A 16489-nucleotide genomic window follows, 5' to 3' on the forward strand; every position below is an offset into this window, starting at 1 on the left:
CCAATGTTCAAACGGATATGCGAAAGCGATACGTTCCCCGCCCGATGATATCCCGGTTCTTGTCCACCACTTGATACGGAAGCTCAATGTCAAAGGAAGAACTGAAGAACTGAGGAGCCAAGCGAAGCTGCTCTTCCCCTTCCCACACCCATTGATATGTTGTTCCCCCATAGCGAATCCCGTTTCTGTACCAAGGATGCTCATTGGTCCCCGGATCGTTCAAACAGAGGAAGAGCGACAGATCATCACAGAACTGCAACAATCGGAAGTTGGCGTCGCTGTTTCTTTCTTCCGTCCCGGTAAAACCTTTTCGCAAACGATGTTGCCGGGTCAGTTCCTGCTGTCGAAATTGCTGTCCGACCGGATCTTTGGCATCTTGAAAAAACGAAGCAAAATGTTTGCTGCATAAAAATCCGGCATAGGGTGAGAACGATTCTACCTTGGAAATTCCTTCGCTGTAGGCTTTCACTTTCGGCAACATCGGATACTGATCAAATGAATAGGGAGCATCCGCATCATCATTCCACAACACTGATTGATCCAATTCCCTCCATCCGATATCATGATGGGAGATGGCATAGAGGGTTGTTTCCCGCGGTTCGATCTCCTGCTTTACATGCGCAGCAAATTCCCCTGAGACTAAACTGTGATCGTGCTGTTTGATCAAGACAAACCCGTTTTCCTTCTTCCTGACGATCATGCTGTCCCTCCTTTTCGTGCTAGACCGGGTGAAAAAACGCGAAATCATGGATGGCAAAAGCGGACATGATTGCGTAGGAAAGCGGTTCCAATCGTATCTCAATTCAGAAAACAAAATGCGAAGGAAGCCCCCCACGGCCCTGTCCAGCGATGCACTCACACGGAAAGAAGCCGGATACAGACGGGTTCCGGCTTCTTTACAACGAAGGTTACAAAGCATCGTTCATAAACATTTGCGGATTCGGCTGTACAGCCTCCTCTTCCGGTTGCTTTGGCTTCTTCTCCTGGTTGAGCGCTGTTTCAATCAGCATGATCAACCCTTCATTAAAACTGAGATTGCGTTTGCGGCAAAAGTGCTCAAACTCTTTTTCCAACGGACGCGGCACCAAAAGAATGCGTTCCGATTTCGATTGCTCCGGCCCGTCCACGTTTTCCCGGACAAATTTTTGAAACAGATCCATATGCACTCCTCCGATGACTACAACCTTGCTGTCAACAACCACACACAGTAAAAAGAATAAACGTCCTAAGTTCATTATATTCTGTTTGGATCACCCATTTCCATAACCCATTGTCAAACGGTCCGGAATCCGGGTTCCATTTTCACACCACCGAATTTTTACTCACAGAAAAAACAATATTAATAAAAAGCAGCCTGTTGACAAAGTTCCAAATAAAGGGTTATTATGTTTTGCTCGCAGAGAAATACAAAAGCAACGGAGGGAGATATGTTAAACGGAGAAAAAATCCGCATTCGCCCATTGACGCTGGACGATGTACAACCGATGCTGGAATTGGTGCAGCGAAACCGCTCCTTTCTTCAACCCTTTGAACCGATCCGGCCGGAATCCTACTTCACTGCCGCCGGACAACATTCCGCCATCGAGCAGGCGATCCGGCAATGGAAATCAGATCAGGGATATCCCTTCGGCATTTTTTTGCTGGAAAACCATTCCCTCATCGGCCGGGTCAACCTGAGCAATGTCGTGCGCGGGGCCTGGCAAAACTGCACAATCGGATATTTTATGGATGAACGGATGCAAGGAAAGGGATATATGACCGAGGCAGTCAAATTAGCGGTTCAATACGCTTTTGCGACGGCCGGGTTGCACCGTGTCCAAGCCGCCATTATGCCGCGCAATCTCCCCTCCAAACGCGTGGTCGAAAAAGCGGGATTCCGTTATGAAGGCCTCTCGAAACGTTATCTTTGCATCAACGGCAAATGGGAGGACCACGAAATTTATTCCATCACCTCGGAAGAGTGGCCGATGCCCTCGATTTGACCGAACGGATTCACCCCGTACCGATCCGGAAAACCCCCGCAGACGCCTGCGTCCCGTGTCGCCGTCACGCGGGCAATAAGATCAAGAAACGCAATTTAAAGACTCACGGGCAGGCGACAATCGCACGACAAACCCATCCGCCAGGAAAACCGGACGGATGGGTTTCTCTTTGTCAGCGAATTGATGCTTCCGTAGACTGGCCGCTGATTTTCAAATAAAATTGCATCTGTGCCGCATTGAAATAGGGAATTAACCAGAAAAACCCGATTCCCAGCGAAATGAAGGACAAAAGGAACCAGCCGATAAACGTGAGATGCAGCACAAACAGCTGCCACTTGTGGCCGTTCATCAGCTTCCGGCTCTCCGTAATCGCTTGGAATGCCGAATATTCGGGATGATCCAGCAGGATATAATAAGCCATGGAATAAGAATAGGACTTGATAATCCCGGGAATGATCAACAGTATACTCCATAATGCAATATAAATTGATTGCAACACAACCACACCGATGGACCGGAGATACCACTCCCCTTTAAAACGTGAAAACAGATCCCCGGTTTCTGCTTCTTGCCGGCGCACCAACTTCATGATAAACACGACATATCCAATAATGAGCGGAGCATATACAAAGATCCACCACAGTAATTGAATCAGTGTGTTAAGGAGCGACACCCCGTCCAATTCGTTCTGCGGATCACTCGGCTTCAAAAACAGATCAATAATGGTCGGAACACCGTTAACTAAAATAAGATATAAAATTGTAACTCCGACCGCGATGCCCCATTTCCCCCGCAAAGAATCTCGCGCGGCTTGACGAAGAGAAGAATAGCTCAACGATCTCACTTCCTTTTTTGTTTTATATTCAATAGTATAAATATACAGAACATTATATTCAAATATTTATATTTTTACTTCGATTTTGGTAAAAAGGTTGCGAGCAAACGTGTACTCCCCGTATTTTGTCTGACTCCCCAAAAAACACTCATGTCTTTCCGGCACAGCCTGAAGAAAGTCAAAACCGACATCACGGAAAGCAGGGGAGGAGCCCCTCTCCCCGTCATGTGACAGCAACTTGAAAACAGATCTCTTCCCCTTCACTGTATTTCAATTTTGGCACGGCGTTTGCTGAAATCCCAATCGGCATAATAAGCATGGGCGACCAACAGGTTGGGGCCGGCACATTTCGCTTTCAGGCAGAAACAATGGGTTTTCTTGGCCAGCGGATGTTCCAGCCATTGCTGAAAAATATCGTCCAGCCGGTCTGTTTTGATATTTCCCAGAGCGGGAACATCCCCAAAATCCGTCACGATGACATCTCCGGTAAACGCATTGACATTCAGGCGGTTGCGTCCATCGGGATCCTGTCTGACCGTCACATTCGGCTCACGATGAAGCCTTTGCCACAGCTCGCGATCCTCCGCTTTGTCGCTGCACGGGTAAAATGGAAGGGTGCCAAACAAGATCCATACTTCCGGATGGTGTCCATCGAGCAGGCGGTGCACCGTTTCCCGGTACTGATCCAGTGTCAGCAGCTCCATTCCCCTTGCAAAATCGCTCGGGTAAAGGGGGTGAACTTCATGCCGCTTGCAGCCCATTTCCGCAATATCCTGATGCATCTTCACGATATGGCGGGAAGTAAACGGGCTTAACAGCGACTCGGCTGAAATGAAAACACCTTGTGCGGACAATTGGCGCGCATTTTCTTTCAACCGGTTAAACAGGGTCTCCGCCGTTTTAAAATCCACGTCTTTTTTTGCTTTCTGAAAAGCGATACGGTAAAAATCCTCCGCATCCCGGTAGTTATAGGAAATATGTAAGACATCCAAATCCTCGATCCAATCCTCGTACCGGCTTAACGGCAAGGTCAGGTTGGAATTGAGCTGGGTATAAATCCCCCTCTCCCGGCAATATTTAAGCAACGGACGAATCGTTTCTTTTACGACACGGGGATTTAAGATCGGCTCTCCCCCTGTAATGCTTAATGTTTTTAATGTCTCCACTTCATCAAGACGACGGATCAACTGATCTACGCTGATCGGCAGTCCTTCCCTTTCCACCAGTGTCTCTCCAACCGCACAATGCTCACATCGCAAGTTGCAAAGGTTGGTTACCGTAAATTCCACACTGGTCAATTCGTACTTTCCTGTCGCGGCTCTCGTCATCCATGCATCCCAAGGATCATATTGCGGAGTGACCGGTCTTATCCCTTTTTGATTTGGTTGCATTTCACGCTCTCCTTTTTTCTTCTGTCAAAGTGCCGTCACATGTCGGGGCGGGGCGCACTCATCCATCCGGGTTTACCGGATTTTCATCCTTTGGGTTGTACCGAAAAGACATGCATTTTTTCAAAAAACAGGCACGGGTGAGAGTATAGCCCAGCGCTGAAGTAACGTCAATATTTCCGGCAATGTTACAACAATATTTCAGAGCCCGGTTTTATGTTACCGGGCCCGCACAGGCGCACGATGGTGTGACCTCCACTGCAAGCCTTGAAAATCAGTCTTTTTGATGCGCAATGCCCTCATTTGTCAGGATGTTTTTTTGTTTCAAAAAGCGTCTTAACGTAACCGCAAGATTACATTTCGTTTTCAATTGCGTAAAATCGCGGACAAACGCAAAAAGCCATTCTATAATAAACTCATCAAGAGATTGATGGAGGGAAACAGCCATGAATAACGCTTCAATCGGTTTGTTTAATGCAACGCTCATGAGCCTTCCGGTATGGGGAATCATTTATTTCGCAGTTCGTCTCTTGATTGGATAAGGATCATCATTTCCAAGCGGAATTGCCATAAATCAAAAAATCACACAGGAGGTCATTCAGATGAACAATGCACTTGTCGGTTTAATCAATGCTTCTCTCTTGAGTATTCCTTGCTGGGGACTGATCGGTTATGCCATCCACACTTTTTTCTAAGCGGAAAACCTAGGAACGCTTTCTCCAAATAAATGGAAGAAGGCGTTTTTTTATGCCTTTTTCCCGTCATGAAATCGGCGTGTGTCTCGGCTCCGACTTGCAGCTGTACTTTCCCCTTCGTTATAATGAATTTTTGAAAGAGAACGAGAAAAGAGGTGTGGCCTTCTGTGACAGTACCTGCATGGCTTGAATGGTTCTATCTGTTCTTCTGGATCGTGTTTCTCCTTTTCCTGGCAATCGGCGGTTACTTCATGTTCCGCAAGTTTTTAAAAGCACTGCCCAAGGAAGACGGGAAATCGATCCTCGATTGGCAGGAGTATTATATAAACCAAACGCTGCATCTCTGGTCGGATGAACAAAAAGCGCTGTTAAATGAACTGGTTGAACCCGTGCCCAAACTGTTCCGCGATGTGGCCAAACAAAAAATTGCCGGAAAAATCGGTGAACTGGTTTTTCATGAACAGGCTGAAAAATTAACGGAAGAACATATCGTGAAAGGTTACATTTTGGCCACACCCAAACGGGATCACAAGTGGTTGATCAAAACACTGCAAAAAAAACAGATCGATCTTTCCGCCTATCAACATTTATTCCAATAAGGAAGGAAAAAACTTGAACCGTTTCGACGGGCGTGTTATGATGTGTTTATAATTAAGCGTTAAAAAGTCGGATGCAAGTCAAGTTTCATCTTGTGGCCTCTTGTTTAGCGTAACAAAAGGTTTTCAAGTGCTTGAGTTTGACCGCTTTTTAATGGAAGAAGGAGGCCCTAAGATGAAGGGTAAGGTTAAATGGTTCAATGCTGAAAAAGGTTATGGATTCATCGAGCGCGAAGACGGTGGCGATGTATTCGTACACTACTCCGCGATCCAAGCCGATGGATTCAAAACCCTCGAAGAAGGCGAACCGGTTGAGTTCGATATCGTAGAGGGTGAACGCGGACCCCAATCCGCCAACGTTGTTCGCTTGAACCAAGTCCGCTAAACTCAAGCCACAAAAAAGCACTTTCCTTAGGGAAAGTGCTTTTTTAATCATGCAACCGGCAAGGTTATTCCTCAATCAAGTCCAGGAACGTGAAAAAGGCGGTATCCAGATCGTAAGTTTGTGCAGAAATGCAATTATTTACCTTAATCGTAAATCCCTTTTTGTTGTCGTACGTGACCTCGATCGGCTCCGCTTCCTCTGTAAAAGCAAACAGAGAGCCGATTTTTTTGTTTTTCAGTTCACAAAAGGATACATAGAATTGGCGCTCATCTTCCGCACACAAATCGGAGGGCGGGGGAGATACCACCTGTGCGCTGGGAAGAGCCTCCGTCCATTGTGTCTGAATTTGTGACATGGCTTCCTCCAGCATTTTCGCCTCTTCATAATAGACGGCGGACAAAAATTTGCGGGGTTCTTGCAAACTCTTGTTATAAAAATATTCCATCTGTTTCTGAAGCGCTTGCAACAAAACCCGTTTAAGGTCATTATTCAAATTTAAAAAGATCATCCTTTTCACCCGTGACACTTCCTTTCACCAAAAAATCGGGAACGGATTTATCCATTCGCTTCTCTTCCCGGAAGGAAGAGGCGATCAAGAATTCGCTTTTTCTTTTGTCTGGATCCAATCTTTTTGGGACTCTTGCTTCTTTTCTTCCCTTACAAACTTAGTATAAAGAAGAGCTGAAGGTTGATTCAATCAATTATTAGAATTAGATAAATATTTTCTATATTGCGGAAATATTCTTCTATGGTATTTTTTCTGCCAAAAAATAAAAAAAATATCTCGTATATTTCTGGAAGTGCAGTAATAATTAATTTTATACTGCAAAAAATATCAAAAATCATGTTGTAACTGCCACACACGTTGTGATATATTTTGTTAGAAAAATGCGAATAGTAGAGAAGGAGGTATCCAAGCTTAATGGATTTTGTCAAGGTCGGGCAACTGATCCGCAAAACTCGCAAGGAACGCGGGATGACCCTTGACGATCTGGCTGATGACTATATTCCCCGGGCCACTCTCTCCTCAATTGAACGCGGATTGACGCAAAATCATGTCAAGGTTCGCTACCTTCTCCGTAAGCTGGATCTGTCTCTCAGCGAACTTTCCAAAAAAGATCAGGAAGAAGCCGAAGAACGCCGGCTGGATTTGCTGATCCTGGAGAACAAGCTGTACGCCGACCCCAAAAAAACCCTTGCAGAACTCTCCAACCTCCCCCCTTCCTACGATGGCCCACTTCTTCACTTTTTAAAAGGAAGATGTCACTTCAAATTAAAGCAAAACAACAAAGCCGTTGAGTATTTTCACAAGGCCTTGCAGGAGATCGAAAAAACTGTCGACTATCAACCGCATAATTTAAAACCCTGCATTTTGAACAACCTGTCGGTCATCGAGTTTAAACACACCAAAAACAAAGAGAAAGCCTTGCGCTATGTGGAAGAAGGAATCAAAAGTTTTGATCCTGGCGGGGAGCGAAAATATTATTACACCATCCTTTTAACCAATAAGGCGATCTATCTGCGCGCATTGGGGAGAGCGGAGGAAGCACTGAAAACCCTGGAGCAAATCACCGTGGATTCACTTGATATCAATATCGAAACAGCGATCGGCATCTATGATCTGCAGGCAAAACTGAAAATGGAGATCAAACTCTATGACGAAGCGGCCGCCTGTGCGCAAAGAGGACTGGAAATTGCGAGAATTAACGATAATTTTGAACGGCAACTCGAGCTGTACATCACCTTGGCCGACATTTACCGCGGGCGTAGAGAACTTGACCGCGCCGAAAAATGCCTGAAAGCAGCCATTGATTTGAAAAGCAAAATCTCGCGAAGACACTGGCTCCTCCTGGAAGCATATCAAAAGCTCGGAATTGTCTATTTTGAGAAAAAAGAATTCCAGCTTTCTCACGACATATTACAGAAAGCATCGAAAATTGCAAATAGAGAAAATGATATGTTAAAATACTCTAAAACATTGCTATATATAGCAAAAATCTTACTTGCAGAACAAAAAACATCCGATGCAATCAAATATTTATTAAAAGTCTATGAGTTAGATACGGATACCAGCAGCAAGCTTGAAGCATTGTTTGGACTGGCACAAGCCTATCTGGCACTCAATGATGAACCCAACTACGCAAAATACTCGAAGCAATACTTCCAACTGGCCAAGGGGTAAGTTGAAAAAGGAGGGGCTTCCTGTGGTGTATCTCGGCGTTTTCGGCGATCCTCCAAGTGATACCGAACCGATTGATTAAAAAATGGAGGGCTTCCTTACTCGTGTGTGAAAGAAAAATTTTGGTGCTCTTGGGTACCGAACCATTCCCATCATGAAAGGGAGCCTTCCCTTTATCCGTTTGCGGCAACTTTTCCCTTGGTATGGAGACTTTCGGATCAATCGCGCCTCCGGGTTCATCGCTTCAGGATGACATCTCGGTAATCTCCCCTTGCATCAATTTCTCTCACCTGTTAACGACTTCACACATTCCCTGGCGAACGCATATTTTCCGACCGCCTCCCGCCCTCCCCGATCTCCGGACACCTTCAGCAATTCGTGAAAAAATCGGAAGGCGATTTTTCGACAGAGGGATGTGGTGCGGCCGATCGAATTGGTTTAAAAATCTTCAAGAAAGCGGTCCCGCATCTCCTTGTCCGGCACCATGCAGCTCTCGGTACGCCCAAACCAACGGTAACGCCGTTTGGCCACCTGGCGGTACAGATAATCGCGAAACGGACGCGGAATCGCTCCAAGGAGGGAAAACCATCTCCATCCTCCTTTCAGCCGCCGGCAAATCCTCAGGACTGCTGCAGATTCTGTGTAACATCGTCCGTTTTCCAGTAAAACGATCGATTCCAGCGCCCCCGGTTCAATTCCATATCCAGGCAAAACGGAACAGGCCACTTTGGATTGCAACGAGGCAAAACGAAAAACACCGGCCTTATCCTTTTTAAGCAAAAATTGCACCCAATGATTGCAGAAGTTGCATACCCCGTCGAAAAAAATCACCGCAAACGGGAAATTCCTCCCATTCATTTTACCCACCCTCTCTGTTCTTCCGCCTTGAGCTCCCCCGGTTCCGAATGATCAGTCAAGGGGCAGCACTCTCCGCTCATTTTTTCTTCCATCCCCGGTTTTTCCCAAAAAGACATTCACATTTATGTTTCATGGTACATTTGCCTTTTGTTTGAATGGAGTTAAACTGTAGTTAAACCATATTCTTTATCACATCTTTGGAAAAGGGAAAACGCCATGGTGAAAACAATGAACAATAAATGGATTACCTATACGATCAAGGCCGATTTGGAAGGGATGACCGTTGAAGAAATTCTCAAAGGCCCCCTCCAGCTGTCCGGCCGCATGATCAATCGGTTAACCCGGCGGAAGGGAATTCTGTTAAACGGACGTTCCCCCTGGATGAAACAAAAAGTGAAAACAGGCGATCAGATCAAGGCTGCCGTTCGCCCGCTCGAGAAATCCGATCTGCAACCCGAGCCGGTGCCGTTCACCATCGTTTATGAAGATCTCGATCTGATGGTAATCGACAAACCGGCCGGGGTGACCGTTCATCCCGTCCGTCCCGATGACAGGAGCACTCTGGTTCACGGCATCCTGCATGTATGGGAACAGCAAGGGTTTTCGGGCGTACCGAGACCCGTTCACCGCCTCGACCGGAATACCTCGGGTTTGATCCTGATTGCCAAAAATGCATACATGCACCAGCTGCTCGACCGGCAACTGCGGCAGAAAAAAATCGAACGCCGATATTTGGCGCTGCTCGGCCGCCCTCTGCCCCGTCTTGCCGGCACGATTGATGCCCCGATCGGTCGTGATCCCGGCCACCCCACCCGCCGGAAGATAAAGAAGGGCGGAGAGCATGCGGTTACCCATTATCAAGTGCGAGACCAAAATGAACAGGGAGCCTTGGTCGAGGTGCGCCTGGAAACCGGACGAACGCATCAAATTCGCGTCCACTTTGCTCATTTACAAGCTCCCCTTATGGGAGACAGCTTGTATCAAGGGGAACTTTCCCTGATCAAAAGGCAAGCGCTTCATTCCAGCGTGCTCTCTTTCCTCCATCCCTTGCAGGGGAAAGAAATGCGTTTCACCTCCCCGCTTCCGGACGATATGAAACAGGCGGCAGATCGATTGCGGCTTTGCTGCCATACTGATCCGTGAGACAGGACGGCCTGACCGGCAATCCACTTTCGCGGAAAATGAAAAACCTTCGGAACATCACATCCGAAGGTGAGGCTGTAGACAAAAATCAACAAAGGTATTCTTCACATCATCTTGACCAGTGCTTCTTTGCCCGTCATTCCCGAAGTAATTCCCATCGACTCGGCCGTGTGCGTAACCGATTCGAGGGGAGCATCGAGCAGCTGTTCCAATGTACGGACTCCCACTGCCCTTGCCGCAATTATGTTGCGGTCGGAAAGACGTTCGTTCAATAAAGCGATATCCAATGCTCCACACATGATATATCCCTTATCGGTTGTGATCACCAGCAATGTTGTTTTCGGCAACTTAACCTCGATTCCGAGAACCTGGCGACCATCGATGTCAATCGGCTTCATCTCAATCAAGCGCATTCCCTCCTCAGCCCTTACTTCTTACAACAAAGTATGAGCAAACGCCCAAAAAAGTGAGAGAATGCGCCAATTTTTTTATGAATCAATGATACCGGGACGGAGTTAACAACGACCTGTGCGGCTGGAGCTTTCCATCCTGAATCATTTTCATTTTCAGCATCTCCACCAAATAGACACCCAGCATCTGCATAATCTCATCATCGCTCATCTCATCAATCAACTGGAGTACATTCTCGCGTGACTGCTCTTCCAGAATGCTGAGAACGATCGCAACCGCATCTTCTTCATCATCATTTAACTGATCCCTGTATAGCGAATATACTTCATCCACAAAACTCATCGCGGCAACCTCCCTTATGTATATTGTAGAACAGTGCTTATCCTTTTGCGAGGTTTTTCCTTTAGGTTAACAATAAATGGTTTATTAATGCGTTTCAAGAATGATCCACGGAATCCATCTCAGAAAGAGCCATCGCAATCCGAAGCGCGGTTCCCGCACCCCACCTGATTTTGCTTGTGCTTTCACACTTGGGTTGTGCCGAAAAGACATGAATGTTTCCTTGTTTCATCAATCCATCTCGGCTCCCTGCATCTTTGGAGCGCATCTGTTTTTTTGAGCTGCACTGCCAGCAAATCCCGCAAAAACTCAGGCAGATAAAAGCGAATGATCTCCCCTTCTTTCAAGCCGAGGTATCCGGCACCAAAGGTAAACATGTCGATGGTGGCCAGCTCATATTCTTCTTCCTCATTCAGTTCCCTCGGCCCTACCATGATGCGAAGAATTTTTTCATGCGGTTTAGCACGGGAATCATACTCTACCTTCATTCCTGACACAGCCATCGATCCGAGAACTTTTCCCCGAAAGCCAAATCCGCGAATCGGCTGTTCCTGAAATTCGGGCAACAGCGATTCTTCCAGCGTCTCCTTGATTGCTTTTCCTTTAATCCTGATTAAAGCCGGGTTGATCGGGTGCGGACAAACCCGGTGCAAATCTTTGCGGGTAATCAGGCCGGAACGGACCGACTTGAGCAATTGGCCGCTGTTCACCAGGGCGATGTCGGCCTGCACCCAGTCACGCAGGCTGTCAGCCAGCAGATTGGCAAATGGCGCTTCACCATACCAGTCGGTAATCAACGGTTCGGGCAAATAAGTGATGGGTTCGGACAAATTACGTTCCGCCTCTTCCCGGTAGCGGTCAATCAAACGGAGAATTTCAGCCGATGCCTCCTGGCCTTTCAGCTCATAACAGCGCCCCTCCACACGGATTAAACGCTTCTGCTCAAGATCGATTTCCAAGGAAACATGGCCGAGATACTCGGCAAACTTGCCGGCCGCCGCGATCCATGTCCCCTTCTCCCGCTCCGGTTCGGGGAGCAAATGGTGCGTGTGCGCACCGAGAATCATATCAATTCCCTCCAGTTGGCCTGCCAGCAACCGGTCGTTCGGCAATCCCAAATGCGACAGCAAAATGAGCAAATCCACCTGCCCCCGCAGAGAATGAACGGCCTCTTTCAGAACGGTCAGCGGATCTTTCACGGTCCAGCCCATTTGCTCATACACCAGCGGGTACGGAATCGTCGCCGCCAGGAAACCAAATTTCACCCCGGCTACTTCCTTGATCTTGTACGGCGAAAGCCAACCGGGCTGGCGATCGCTTCCGTATTCAAAAACATTGCTGCTGATCACCGAAAAAGAAGCATCACGGAAGAGAGCATCAAGATGATCCTTGGAAAAAGTGAGCAATTCATTGTTGCCAAATGTAAACAAATCATAGCCGGTTTTCTCCAAAATCGCCCGGTTTACCCACCCATCCGTCCCTTCCGTTTCCATGCGCATGCGATCCATATGATCGCCGACATCGATTAAAAGTCCTTCTTCTCCCTGCGCGGCCCATTTCTCCCGAAGCGAAGTGACCAGATGGTGAATTTGCGCCGCCCCGTCCAAACGGCTGTGCAAATCATTGGTATGCAAAAGGTGGAATCGTTTTATCAAGCCCACAAAAAACCTCCCTTAAGTCGGCTCTCTTGCCGGCCGGCTTTCACATCCGGTTATTCAAAAAAGGCCAGCTGTCTCGGCGCCAACCCCTCGAACTGCAATCCCAATTTCCCGATCATTTTCATGGCGCTGTCCTTGGCATCCCCCTGCGAATTGTTATTAAAAAGGATCGTAATGTTCTTCGCTTTTTTCTGCAATTCCCGAATCGGCCCGACCCATTCCTCCAGCTCCTGATCGGAATAACGGTATGCATAACGGACGTCCCGCCAGTTGGGCTGGCCGGTATTATTCCATCCAGACCGATTGCGTCCGTGAAAGCGAATCAGTACCTGCTCCGGATTCGTCACCGCCAGTACAACCGGAACCGAACCTTCCCCGGCCTGGGGTTCATCGCAAATAACGTGTATCAATTTTTCCCGCTCCAAAAATTGCAGCGTTTTATCATGAAACTCCGCCCGGAACCAGCTCTGGTTGCGGAACTCGATCGCCACCGGAAAATCGCGAAACGCTTCCCGAACCCGGCGAATATATTTCACATGTTTTTGGCTACAATCATACCAAGGAGGGAACTGAAAAAGTAACATTGATAGTTTGCCCGACTTCATCATCGGCATAACCGATTCGATCATTTCTTCGACCAGCTGCGTCCAGGAGCGTACCGGCGCCCGCTCCGTTCGCCCGTGACCGGTCAATTCGCGGTAAGCCTTGACGACAAAGCGAAATGACTCCGGTGTCTCCTCTGCCCATCGCTCCATCCGCTCCTTCGGGGCGATCGCATGATAGGTGCTGTCCACTTCCACTACAGGAAAATAACCGGCGTAAATCGCCAGCTTCTCCCGCGATCCCGTTCCCGGCGGGTACAAATCATGATCTCCCCATCCGCATAAACCCACTTGAACCGGGTTTACTATTCTACTCATCAGAAATCTGCCTTTCTGGTAAAATTCCGTAAATAATGAGCTTCTCCCTTCATTCTACCATTAGTGATATCGGAAAAAAACGTCAGGTCGCGTATTCTTCAAAAGTGTGTTGCAAGTTTGCTTAAGCTTGTTCCATCAACCGCTTATGCCGGAAATCCCTGATCGTTTTCTCCCAATCACGCAAGTTGCCCATAGACTTCATCTTCAGAGAAATATAAAATAATGGGAGATTCATAGATTGGGTTGATCAAATCCGGCGGGGAGAGCTGAGGGATGAAGCCATCCTTTCTTACCATTTACTCTTATGTAATTGAACAGATGAAGGAGTACTGCCTGAATCAGTATCCGCATCAGGGATACGGTTTTTTGGCCGGCCACGGGTCCGTGATCACGCATTTTTTTCCAATCCCCGGACAAAACAGCGGCCCTTGTTTCCTTGATTTTGAACCGCGTGCCTACTTTGAAGCCGTCAAAAAAATCCGTTCCCTTCAGCTGGAATGGCTCGGCGTTTTGCATTCCCATCCGCTCAGCGATGCTTATCCATCGGCCCGCGACCGCTCAGGCTGGCATTTTGTCCACAAAAGTTTTTGGATTCTTTCCCTGAAGGATAAACAAGTGCAACTAGGCGCTTACTATATAAAGAAAAACCAAGCGATCCCGATCATTTATAAAATCACTGATTAATCCCATGGCAATACAGACAGACAGGAGTTTACAAAAAATGAATTTGCCACCGATTTCCGCACTGCATACGGATAAATACCAAATCACCATGATGTACGCACACTTCAAAAACAAAACGCATCATCACCGGCGGGCATTTGACCTGTATTTTCGCAGCCTGCCGTTCGGCAACGGATATGTTGTCTTCGCCGGTTTGGAAAGAGCCGTTCATTATCTGGAGAATCTGCGTTTCACCGAAGAAGACATCGAATACCTGCGTTCAATGAATGAACACTTTGAACCGGAATTTTTTGATCTGTTACGTTCGTTCCGCTTTACCGGAAATATCCATGCCATGCCGGAGGGAACCATCGTTTTTCCCGATGAACCCCTGGTCAGGCTGGAGGGAACGGTGATCGAGCTTCAGTTGATTGAAACGGCGCTCCTCAATTTCATCGGTTACCAGTCACTGATCGCCACCAAGGCAGCCCGTATTCGCCATATTGCCAAAGACGACATGCTTCTGGAATTCGGGACACGCCGCGCCCAGGAAATGGATGCCGCCGTCTGGGGAGCCAGGGCCGCCTATATCGGCGGGTTTGACGCCACCTCCAACACACTGGCCGGCAATGTGTTCGGCATTCCCACATCGGGCACGCATTCGCACTCCTGGGTGCAGGACTTTGACAGCGAGTTGGAAGCGTTCCGGGCCTATGCCGCTGCTTTTCCGGATCAAGCGGTGCTTCTCGTCGACACCTACGACACCTTGAAAAGCGGTATTCCGCACGCCATTCAGGTGGGACTGGAGTTAAAACAGCAAGGAAAAACCCTGGCCGGAATCCGTCTGGACAGCGGCGACCTCGCTTACCTTTCCAAAAAAGCCCGGAAAATGTTGGACGAAGCCGGACTTACGGAAACCAAAATCGTCGCTTCCAGCGATTTGGACGAATTCACCATTTTAAATCTGAAATCGCAGGGGGCGAAGATCGACGCATGGGGCGTCGGCACCAAATTGATCACCGCCTATGACAAACCGGCATTGGGCGCTGTGTACAAAATGGTCTCCCGTTATGAAAACGGCGAATGGAAACCGACGATTAAAATTTCTTCCAATCCGTCGAAAGTGACGACTCCGGGCCTCAAAAACATTTATCGCATTGTGGACCGCAAGAACGGAAAAGCCCGCGGCGATCTGCTCACCCTGCTTGAAGAACAAGTGGATGAATCCAAACCGCTGGTTCTGTTTCACCCGCTGCAACCTTTCCGACGCAAAAAGGTGAAACATTTCCGGGCCATTCCCCTCTTGCAACCGATTTTTAAAAACGGCGAACGGGTTTACGAGCTGCCTTCATTGGACGAAATCCGCCGTTATCATCAACAGCAGCTCTCTCTCTTCTGGGAGGAGCATTTGCGCATATTAAATCCAGAAGAATACCATGTGGATCTATCAGAAAACTTATGGCAGACGAAACAACAGCTTTTGCATGATATCTATGAATCGATCAAAGCGGAAAATGGCCACCACGATTAGGATGCGATGAACCGGATGAGAATCCAAAACAAAGAGCGACGCAAACGGGGTTTGCCCCGGTTTTGTGTCGCTCTTTGTTTTGGTTGGCTTTAAGTCTTGCTTATCATGTTCCTTCCATGAATTTCCGAACTGTCATTGAAATTTGCTCCCCCAAAGCTTGCAGGAGGATTCTCCCTTTGTCTGCACTGGCCCGGGTCGGAAATCCAATCGCTCCCGTTTCCGTATAAGGTTTTATTCCGCATGCCGTCAGCAGATCGCGTTCCGGCGAATCCACATCCACCCTCTGCTCCATCCTCACCAATGCCTCATCCAAGTACATGAGAATGGATGTTTCTCCCTCCCCCGCATGCATGTCACGCGAAGGAGCGGCCGAAATCCCGGCCTGTTCATACGCCTTTTCCCAATGTTTGCGGCTGGGCGCAAGCAAAATGCGTGAATGATCCACATTCATCTCCTGTGCAATATTCCCCAACAAATAGTTTCCGCCGTGCCCGTTGATCATCACGATCTTGTCCACGCCCATGCGCTCCAATGAGCGGATAATATCCTTGACAACCATGATAATCGTAATGGACTGCAACGAGATCGAACCAGGAAAGCCCGCATGCTCGAATGATGCGGAATAAGGAAGCACCGGGCAGACAAACGAGTGGTCAAATCTTTTGGCGCATTCATGTGCAATCGCTTCGGCAATGATGCTGTCGGCAGCGATTGGCAAATGATACCCATGCTGCTCCAGCGAACCGATGGGCAAAAAGGCGATCTCCACGTTTTTCACTTCGGGCCATGTTGAAAAATGGTTCATTGATTCATCCCCCTAAGGAACTCTTCTATAAACTGTTCGATCCGGGATCAACTCTTGCCTGCCGGACACATCAAAGAAGCCGCCCGCAGCAACCCGGACGG

The 16489-nt window shown here is 48.0% G+C and carries 19 protein-coding genes; 7 read left to right on the top strand and 12 right to left on the bottom strand.

The window, feature by feature from the left end:
- Positions 1-7: 7 nt before the first annotated feature.
- Entirely contained in the window at positions 8-700 is a 693-nt protein-coding gene (locus tag I8U18_RS12180) for a DUF3891 family protein (protein WP_198056083.1), read from the bottom strand.
- A 208-nt stretch (positions 701-908) separates the two neighbouring features.
- Positions 909-1160, bottom strand: a complete 252-nt coding sequence (locus I8U18_RS12185; protein ID WP_033099528.1) for a hypothetical protein — start codon at positions 1158-1160, stop codon at positions 909-911.
- Positions 1161-1427: 267 nt separating this feature from the next.
- On the opposite strand from I8U18_RS12185, the gene I8U18_RS12190 reads away from it, so the two are divergent.
- Positions 1428-1982, top strand: coding sequence for a GNAT family N-acetyltransferase (locus I8U18_RS12190; RefSeq protein WP_198056084.1), 555 nt, complete (start codon positions 1428-1430; stop codon positions 1980-1982).
- Positions 1983-2154: 172 nt separating this feature from the next.
- Here I8U18_RS12190 and I8U18_RS12195 read toward each other — a convergent pair whose 3' ends face one another.
- From I8U18_RS12195 to I8U18_RS12205, 3 genes are all read right to left on the bottom strand, one after another.
- On the bottom strand, positions 2155-2817 hold the full coding sequence (locus tag I8U18_RS12195; protein WP_033099530.1) for a DUF975 family protein: 663 nt from the start codon (positions 2815-2817) through the stop codon (positions 2155-2157).
- 260 nt (positions 2818-3077) lie between these two features.
- Positions 3078-4208 carry a radical SAM/CxCxxxxC motif protein YfkAB gene (yfkAB, locus tag I8U18_RS12200; RefSeq protein ID WP_033099531.1) on the bottom strand — a complete coding sequence of 377 codons (1131 nt, stop codon included), beginning with the start codon at positions 4206-4208 and terminating at the stop codon, positions 3078-3080.
- A gap of 271 nt (positions 4209-4479) precedes the next feature.
- Positions 4480-4692 carry a hypothetical protein gene (locus I8U18_RS12205; RefSeq protein ID WP_198059488.1) on the bottom strand — a complete coding sequence of 71 codons (213 nt, stop codon included), beginning with the start codon at positions 4690-4692 and terminating at the stop codon, positions 4480-4482.
- Between the two features lie 375 nt (positions 4693-5067).
- Between I8U18_RS12205 and I8U18_RS12210 the strand changes: the two genes are divergently transcribed.
- Together I8U18_RS12210 and I8U18_RS12215 are read left to right on the top strand one after the other, a co-directional pair.
- Positions 5068-5499, top strand: coding sequence for a DUF2621 family protein (locus I8U18_RS12210; RefSeq protein WP_033099533.1), 432 nt, complete (start codon positions 5068-5070; stop codon positions 5497-5499).
- 172 nt (positions 5500-5671) lie between these two features.
- Entirely contained in the window at positions 5672-5881 is a 210-nt protein-coding gene (locus tag I8U18_RS12215; RefSeq protein WP_033099534.1) for a cold shock domain-containing protein, read from the top strand.
- Positions 5882-5945: 64 nt separating this feature from the next.
- On the opposite strand, the gene I8U18_RS12220 is transcribed toward I8U18_RS12215, so the two are convergent.
- Positions 5946-6398, bottom strand: coding sequence for a hypothetical protein (locus I8U18_RS12220; protein WP_033099535.1), 453 nt, complete (start codon positions 6396-6398; stop codon positions 5946-5948).
- Between the two features lie 405 nt (positions 6399-6803).
- Here I8U18_RS12220 and I8U18_RS12225 point away from each other — a divergent pair, with 405 nt between their 5' ends.
- Positions 6804-8063: a helix-turn-helix domain-containing protein gene (locus I8U18_RS12225; protein WP_033099536.1), complete on the top strand. Its 1260-nt coding sequence runs from the start codon at positions 6804-6806 to the stop codon at positions 8061-8063.
- A 435-nt stretch (positions 8064-8498) separates the two neighbouring features.
- Here I8U18_RS12225 and I8U18_RS12230 read toward each other — a convergent pair whose 3' ends face one another.
- Positions 8499-8918, bottom strand: a complete 420-nt coding sequence (locus I8U18_RS12230; RefSeq protein WP_198064791.1) for a thiol-disulfide oxidoreductase DCC family protein — start codon at positions 8916-8918, stop codon at positions 8499-8501.
- A 216-nt stretch (positions 8919-9134) separates the two neighbouring features.
- Between I8U18_RS12230 and I8U18_RS12235 the strand changes: the two genes are divergently transcribed.
- Positions 9135-10061, top strand: a complete 927-nt coding sequence (locus I8U18_RS12235) for an RluA family pseudouridine synthase (protein WP_232336377.1) — start codon at positions 9135-9137, stop codon at positions 10059-10061.
- 104 nt (positions 10062-10165) lie between these two features.
- Here the strand turns inward: I8U18_RS12235 and I8U18_RS12240 are convergent, their stop codons facing one another.
- The 4 genes from I8U18_RS12240 to I8U18_RS12255 all read right to left on the bottom strand — a co-directional run bounded on the left by I8U18_RS12240 (position 10166) and on the right by I8U18_RS12255 (position 13389).
- The gene (locus tag I8U18_RS12240) at positions 10166-10468 is read right to left on the bottom strand and encodes a YunC family protein (protein ID WP_198056086.1); all 303 of its coding nucleotides are present in this window, start codon (positions 10466-10468) and stop codon (positions 10166-10168) included.
- 88 nt (positions 10469-10556) lie between these two features.
- Complete coding sequence (locus I8U18_RS12245) at positions 10557-10814, bottom strand: DUF6154 family protein (protein WP_033099539.1); 258 nt, start codon at positions 10812-10814, stop codon at positions 10557-10559.
- A 182-nt stretch (positions 10815-10996) separates the two neighbouring features.
- Complete coding sequence (locus I8U18_RS12250) at positions 10997-12472, bottom strand: bifunctional metallophosphatase/5'-nucleotidase (RefSeq protein WP_198064792.1); 1476 nt, start codon at positions 12470-12472, stop codon at positions 10997-10999.
- A gap of 50 nt (positions 12473-12522) precedes the next feature.
- Positions 12523-13389 (bottom strand): DUF72 domain-containing protein, encoded by an 867-nt coding sequence (locus tag I8U18_RS12255; protein ID WP_198064793.1) that lies wholly within the window; start codon positions 13387-13389, stop codon positions 12523-12525.
- A gap of 273 nt (positions 13390-13662) precedes the next feature.
- Between I8U18_RS12255 and I8U18_RS12260 the strand changes: the two genes are divergently transcribed.
- Together I8U18_RS12260 and I8U18_RS12265 are read left to right on the top strand one after the other, a co-directional pair.
- Positions 13663-14073: a M67 family metallopeptidase gene (locus I8U18_RS12260; RefSeq protein ID WP_198064794.1), complete on the top strand. Its 411-nt coding sequence runs from the start codon at positions 13663-13665 to the stop codon at positions 14071-14073.
- Positions 14074-14110: 37 nt separating this feature from the next.
- Positions 14111-15583, top strand: coding sequence for a nicotinate phosphoribosyltransferase (locus I8U18_RS12265; RefSeq protein WP_198056088.1), 1473 nt, complete (start codon positions 14111-14113; stop codon positions 15581-15583).
- A gap of 103 nt (positions 15584-15686) precedes the next feature.
- On the opposite strand, the gene I8U18_RS12270 is transcribed toward I8U18_RS12265, so the two are convergent.
- Positions 15687-16388: a creatininase family protein gene (locus tag I8U18_RS12270; protein WP_198056089.1), complete on the bottom strand. Its 702-nt coding sequence runs from the start codon at positions 16386-16388 to the stop codon at positions 15687-15689.
- Between the last annotated feature and the right edge of the window lie 101 nt (positions 16389-16489).

This window comes from Thermoactinomyces sp. CICC 10522, assembly GCF_016055075.1.
Taxonomy (GTDB): Bacteria; Bacillota; Bacilli; order Thermoactinomycetales; family Thermoactinomycetaceae; genus Thermoactinomyces_A; species Thermoactinomyces_A daqus.

Excerpts from the sequence above, each read along its gene's own strand:
- I8U18_RS12190 (WP_198056084.1), top strand. The coding sequence starts at position 1,428 with ATGTTAAACGGAGAAAAAATCCGCATTCGCCCATTGACGCTGGACGAT.
- I8U18_RS12235 (WP_232336377.1), top strand. The coding sequence starts at position 9,135 with ATGGTGAAAACAATGAACAATAAATGGATTACCTATACGATCAAGGCC.
- I8U18_RS12215 (WP_033099534.1), top strand. The coding sequence starts at position 5,672 with ATGAAGGGTAAGGTTAAATGGTTCAATGCTGAAAAAGGTTATGGATTC.
- I8U18_RS12245 (WP_033099539.1), bottom strand. The coding sequence starts at position 10,814 with ATGAGTTTTGTGGATGAAGTATATTCGCTATACAGGGATCAGTTAAAT.
- I8U18_RS12185 (WP_033099528.1), bottom strand. The coding sequence starts at position 1,160 with ATGGATCTGTTTCAAAAATTTGTCCGGGAAAACGTGGACGGGCCGGAG.
- I8U18_RS12255 (WP_198064793.1), bottom strand. The coding sequence starts at position 13,389 with ATGAGTAGAATAGTAAACCCGGTTCAAGTGGGTTTATGCGGATGGGGA.
- I8U18_RS12180 (WP_198056083.1), bottom strand. The coding sequence starts at position 700 with ATGATCGTCAGGAAGAAGGAAAACGGGTTTGTCTTGATCAAACAGCAC.
- I8U18_RS12265 (WP_198056088.1), top strand. The coding sequence starts at position 14,111 with ATGAATTTGCCACCGATTTCCGCACTGCATACGGATAAATACCAAATC.
- I8U18_RS12260 (WP_198064794.1), top strand. The coding sequence starts at position 13,663 with ATGAAGCCATCCTTTCTTACCATTTACTCTTATGTAATTGAACAGATG.
- I8U18_RS12225 (WP_033099536.1), top strand. The coding sequence starts at position 6,804 with ATGGATTTTGTCAAGGTCGGGCAACTGATCCGCAAAACTCGCAAGGAA.
- I8U18_RS12205 (WP_198059488.1), bottom strand. The coding sequence starts at position 4,692 with ATGAGCGTTGCATTAAACAAACCGATTGAAGCGTTATTCATGGCTGTT.
- I8U18_RS12230 (WP_198064791.1), bottom strand. The coding sequence starts at position 8,918 with ATGAATGGGAGGAATTTCCCGTTTGCGGTGATTTTTTTCGACGGGGTA.
- I8U18_RS12270 (WP_198056089.1), bottom strand. The coding sequence starts at position 16,388 with ATGAACCATTTTTCAACATGGCCCGAAGTGAAAAACGTGGAGATCGCC.
- yfkAB (WP_033099531.1), bottom strand. The coding sequence starts at position 4,208 with ATGCAACCAAATCAAAAAGGGATAAGACCGGTCACTCCGCAATATGAT.